Consider the following 4,869-nt stretch of genomic DNA (forward strand, 5'->3'; position numbering starts at 1 on the left):
GAGTTCACAGACCGACTGTTTGCCAGCCGGGAGCGCGAACCCAGCGGCAACCATGAGTTCGACCAACTGTGCCAGGAGCTGGGCATAGAGCACCGGCTGACCAAGCCCAGGACCCCGAGAACCAACGGCATGGTGGAGCGGTTCAATGGCCGCATAGCGGACGTCCTGAAGACCCACCGATTCAACAGCCGCGAAGATATGGAGCAGACCTTGCTGCGCTATGTGGCCCTGTACAACCACCAGTTGCCGCAGTCAGCGCTCAAGAGCAGTACGCCTATGCAGGCCATGAAAGAGTGGCATCAGACGCATCCGCATCTTTTTCACAAGCGGCCATATGATCGTCCGGGATGTGACAATTAGGCCTAATGGCCAATAGGAATGGGCTGAAAAGCCCTAGACTGGCTCACTGTACGAGTGAGAGATCGAGCGAAAGCAAACGCGCATTAATAAATGCGGTTGATGCCTTAAATATTTTTTTTGACCCGAACTTCTAGTCAGCGCATGGGCTGAATGGGCAATGAGAGCAGACTATGAATGCGTCAAATCACTGGGAATGATTTGATGATTCAAATGTAATTATAGCACGTGAATGCTTGTTTTTCAAGAAAATTATTATCTTGAAAATTTTTGACGCGTGATTGAAAGGTGTTATTTGGCCTAGGATAAAATTATCCTTCTGCGCCTTGCGTGAGTGCGAGCCAACTCCTACTAGTAAGGCGACGACTGTTTCCCAAACGAAGTTGAAAATCAAAGTGGTGTGCGCTTGGAGCAACTATGTGTGGCGGCAGCGCATTGGAGCGTGCAGTGCTTCAGTGCTATTAGCATCGGCGCGCTACGTGCAGCTCCACCCTTTGCACGCAAGCTCCCTTCACATTCCTCACACCCTCTTGCAAAAAAACGTAGTCCCGCACAACGCCCCATCCGGCATCAGCGCGTAGTCCGGCACCACGCCCACGCGCTGCCAGCCTGCGCGTTCGTACAGTCGCTCGGCGTCGCCGCCGGTCACGGTGTCGAGCACCAGCACGGTTTTGTGCTCCCCACGTGCGGCATCGTCCACGGCGGCCATGAGTTGCTGGGCGATGCCCTGGCGGCGGGCGCGGCGGTGGACCAGCATCTTGGCGACGTCGGCGCGGTGGGGCTGGTTGTCGGGCATGGCGGTGATGAGCTGCACGGTGCCCACGATGGCTCCGCTGGCGTCTTCGGCCACCAGCAGCACGCGTTCGTTGCGCGCCACGCCGTCGGCCACGCCGCGCCAGAAGGCCAGGGCCTTGTCGCGCGGCAGGGGCGCCATGAAGCTGACCGAGGCGCCGCCGTGCACGCAGTCGATCAGCACATCGGCCAGCGCGCCCACGCTGGCGGCGGCTTCGTGGGGGCGCAGGCGGCGGATGGTGGCTGCGGATGTGGACTGGGCTTGTGCGTGGGTAGCAGCGGCGGTCATGGTTTTCTCCGGGCGGGTGGTGGTGTGGTGGTGGGGGCGGTCACGCGCGCAGGGGACTGGCCGCGCGGGGCGAATGGTGTGAATGCTGCAAAGGGCGCAACCGTGGCCAGCGCCACCAGGTAGCGCGCGGGCGCGGTGCCGGGGTTGTGGAACACGATGGGCTGGTTGAGCTGCATGGCCAGGCAGTCGCCTGCGGCCAGCGGCCACAGGGTGTCGCCCACGGTCAGCTCCATGCGGCCTTCCAGCAGCCAGATCTGCTGGTGGATGTCGGCGCCCGGCACGGCCGAGTCCAGGGCTACGCGCTGGCCGGGGGGGAAGACCACCTCCACCAGCTGCAGTGGCGAGGGCGCGGGGGGCGAGAGGCGGCGGCGCACGTAGCCCGAGGCGGGGTCTTGCCACCGGGGCTGGTCGGCGGCGCGGATGTGGGGGGAGGGGGGCTGCGCGCCTTCGCGGCCTTCACCGCCGTCATCAAAAAACGAGGCCAGCGCCACGCCCAGGCCGATGGCCAGCTTGTCGAGCACGGCCGCCGTGGGGCTGCTTTCGCCGCGCTCGATGAGCGAGATGTTGGAGCGGCTCACGCCGCTGCGTTCGGCCAGGGCGTCGAGCGAATAGCCCCGGGCGCTGCGCAGTTCGCGCAGGCGCTGGGCGATGTGGTGGTGGATGTCCATGGCGGCAGTTTAATGGAAATGAAATCCATAAAACTGGAAATTGCAGGGCTCCACCAGAGTGCCTTGATGCGATACGGAGCGCCGGTGCGCGCTGCGTTGGGGGTGGCTACTATATTTTTGATAGCTGCTTGGGCAATACAGTCGCGCGGTAAGGCCCATTTTTGCTTGTAAAACACAGGGTGCGCCCGATGGCGCGGGTCCGGGGCGATGCTGATACTGTGTGTACTTTGCATTTTTCTTCACCCACCCGCCGATCCATTCGGCCCACCCGATGGGCCTGATGGGTTTGATCGCACGAGAACACCGGAGACACCCCGCCATGACCCTGCCGCTTCACCCCCTGGATGCCGACCTGTTTGCCCGCGCGTTGCCGCTGCTGGACGACGAATGGCTGACCCGCGACCCCGAACTGGCCCCCGTGCTGCCCACCGTGCTGGCACGCAATGTGGGGCAGGACTGGCACAAGGCGGGCACGTTTCGCCACCACCTGGTGGGCGTGACGCGCACCCTGACCGTGTGGCAGCAGCCGCGCGACGTGCGCCTGCTGGGGCTGCTGCACAGCGTGTATGGCAATGCGTTTGTGGACCTGGTGAAGTTCGACCCCGCGAAGGAGCGCGCCCGGGTGCGCGAGATTGCGGGCGAGTCGGCCGAACACCTGGTCTACCTGTTCTGTACGCAGTCGCGCACGCAGTTTGTGCAAAAGGTGCTGGCCCACGCGCTGGAGGCCGACGGCAGCCTGGTGCTGCAAAAGGATGGGCAGGACCATGTGCTCACGCCGTATGAGGTGGCGGCCTTCATCATCGTGAGCATGGCCGACACCATCGAGCAGTGGTTCAGCTGGCAAGACGACGTCTTCTCGCGCTTCCCCGAGGTGCAGCACCGCAACCAGAAGGCGCACTGGGCTGCATCGCTCTGGCCCGGGCCCATGCGGCCGTCGGGGCGCATGGTGCACCAGATCAACGGGCTGGCGAAGGCGCTGCAGCACCCGGGGCTGAAGGATGTGCTGCCCATGCCGCCGGTGTTTGCGCACTGCTCGCAGTACCTGTCGGCCGCCAACGAGGCGGCGGCCACGTCGCTGTATTGGTCCGTCATCCAGCAAGACCAGCCGCTGGTGGACTTGGACGTGGCCACCTGCGTGCTGGAAAGCGCCGTGCGCCACAACCCCTGGGTGGGCGAGCCGCAGATGGTGCTGGCCCAGCTGTATCTGTCCGCTGGCCGCAAGGAGGACGCCAAGGCCGCTGCCGAGAGCGCGCTGCACCTGTTCTGCGCCTGGGGCAACGCGTGGGACAAGCGCGTGCAGTGGGACGCCTGGGTGGCCTGGACGCGCATCCTGCTGCAGGGCGCGACGGTGGAGGGCACCTGGCCTGAGCGGCTGGACAAGCTGAACAACGTGGCGCTGCGCGGGTGACTTGGAACATCCCCCTGAGTGGCTGCGCCACTTGCCCCTTCTCTCGAATCGCTGCGCGATTCGGGAAGGGGGACGCAGCCCTCGCTGCGGGGCGGCCCTTGCTCGGCTGCCCTCGCCGGGCGCGCGCCAGTCTCATGAGGTGGGGGTAGGGTGCACGGGTCTTGTCTTCTTATTCGATTGAGTTGTAATGAAATGAAAACTTAGTTGTTCCAGTTTTAACGGGAAAACCCTAGGATGCGTTCCATCTCTTTACGAAAGGTTTTCCCTGTGAACAACAACAAGCGCCTCCTCCTGCAATCTGCCCTGGCTTTGGCTGCTGCCGCCGCTTTCTCCACCGGCGCGATCGCTCAGGACAAGCCCCTCAAGATCGGCGTGACGGGCGGCCCCCACGCGCAGATTTTTGAGCAGGTGAAGAAGGTCGCCGAGAAGGACGGCCTGAAGATCCAGATCGTCGAGTTCAGCGACTACGTGCAGCCCAACGCCGCGCTGTCGGCGGGCGACCTGGACGCCAACAGCTACCAGCACAAGCCTTACCTCGATGCGCAAGTGGCCGACCGGGGCTACAAGCTGGTGTCGGTGGGCTACACCGTCAACTTCCCCATCGGCCTGTATTCCAAGAAGGTCAAGAAACTGGAAGACCTGAAGGAAGGCGCCAAGTTCGGCATCCCCAACGACCCCACCAACGGCGGCCGCGTGCTGCTGGTGCTGCAGGACAAAGGCCTGATCAAGCTGCGTGACGGCGCAGGCCTGAAAGCCACGCCGCTGGATGTGGTGAGCAACCCCAAGAAGCTCAAGTTCGTCGAACTCGACGCCGCCCAGCTGCCGCGCTCGCTGGACGACCTGGACGCCTCGGCCATCAACACCAACTTCGCGCTGTCGGCGGGCCTGAACCCCGGCAAGGACGCGATTGCGCAAGAAAACGCCAAGAGCCCCTACGTCAACCTGATCGCCGTGCGCGAAGCCGACAAGGACAAGCCCTGGGTCGCCAAGCTGGTGAAGGCCTACCACTCGGAGGAAGTGAAGAAGTTCATCCAGACCGAGTTCAAGGGCTCGGTGCTGCCAGGGTTCTGAGGCTGACGGTCGGTGCGCCCTGCAAGGGGGTGCGCTGCGATCCGGGGGGTTGACTCCCTCTCCCCTTGTGGGAGGGGGCGGGGGAGAGGGGTTGCACTCTTTGCGACCACCTTGCCTGTGCGCCCCCTCTCCCCAACCCTTGTATCTTTCGTTTTCGATGTTTGGGGAAATGAGTTTGTGCGGTTATCCACAGCCCGTTGGCCCTCTGGGCCGCGAGCCCGCGGGAGAGCATTTGGCGTGGATGGCTGGCCGTTTGTTGCGAGCCCGAACAGTTGCTGGTTGGC

5 protein-coding genes are annotated in these 4,869 nt (G+C 63.5%); 3 read left to right on the forward strand and 2 right to left on the reverse strand.

The window, feature by feature from the left end:
• Positions 1 to 360, forward strand: a 360-nt coding sequence (locus A1D30_RS24455; RefSeq protein WP_157891358.1) for an integrase core domain-containing protein, incomplete at its 5' end; no start/stop codon positions are given.
• 517 nt (positions 361 to 877) lie between these two features.
• On the opposite strand, the gene A1D30_RS24460 is transcribed toward A1D30_RS24455, so the two are convergent.
• Positions 878 to 1,438 carry a GNAT family N-acetyltransferase gene (locus A1D30_RS24460; protein ID WP_063463335.1) on the reverse strand — a complete coding sequence of 187 codons (561 nt, stop codon included), beginning with the start codon at positions 1,436 to 1,438 and terminating at the stop codon, positions 878 to 880.
• Positions 1,435 to 2,106: an XRE family transcriptional regulator gene (locus tag A1D30_RS24465; protein ID WP_063463336.1), complete on the reverse strand. Its 672-nt coding sequence runs from the start codon at positions 2,104 to 2,106 to the stop codon at positions 1,435 to 1,437. Before A1D30_RS24465 ends, A1D30_RS24460 begins: the two co-directional genes overlap by 4 nt.
• A 319-nt stretch (positions 2,107 to 2,425) precedes the next feature.
• Here A1D30_RS24465 and A1D30_RS24470 point away from each other — a divergent pair, with 319 nt between their 5' ends.
• Positions 2,426 to 3,514 (forward strand): DUF6817 domain-containing protein, encoded by a 1,089-nt coding sequence (locus A1D30_RS24470; RefSeq protein ID WP_063463337.1) that lies wholly within the window; start codon positions 2,426 to 2,428, stop codon positions 3,512 to 3,514.
• A 234-nt stretch (positions 3,515 to 3,748) separates the two neighbouring features.
• Complete coding sequence (locus A1D30_RS24475) at positions 3,749 to 4,585, forward strand: MetQ/NlpA family ABC transporter substrate-binding protein (protein ID WP_063463338.1); 837 nt, start codon at positions 3,749 to 3,751, stop codon at positions 4,583 to 4,585.
• Positions 4,586 to 4,869 lie beyond the last annotated feature (284 nt).

The organism is Acidovorax sp. GW101-3H11 (assembly GCF_001633105.1).
In the GTDB taxonomy this organism is placed as follows: domain Bacteria; phylum Pseudomonadota; class Gammaproteobacteria; order Burkholderiales; family Burkholderiaceae_C; genus Acidovorax.

Bases quoted from the DNA above. Each gene is read 5' to 3' on its own strand.
- A1D30_RS24470 (WP_063463337.1), top strand. From the start codon at position 2,426: ATGACCCTGCCGCTTCACCCCCTGGATGCCGACCTGTTTGCCCGCGCG.
- A1D30_RS24460 (WP_063463335.1), bottom strand. From the start codon at position 1,438: ATGACCGCCGCTGCTACCCACGCACAAGCCCAGTCCACATCCGCAGCC.
- A1D30_RS24475 (WP_063463338.1), top strand. From the start codon at position 3,749: ATGCGTTCCATCTCTTTACGAAAGGTTTTCCCTGTGAACAACAACAAG.
- A1D30_RS24465 (WP_063463336.1), bottom strand. From the start codon at position 2,106: ATGGACATCCACCACCACATCGCCCAGCGCCTGCGCGAACTGCGCAGC.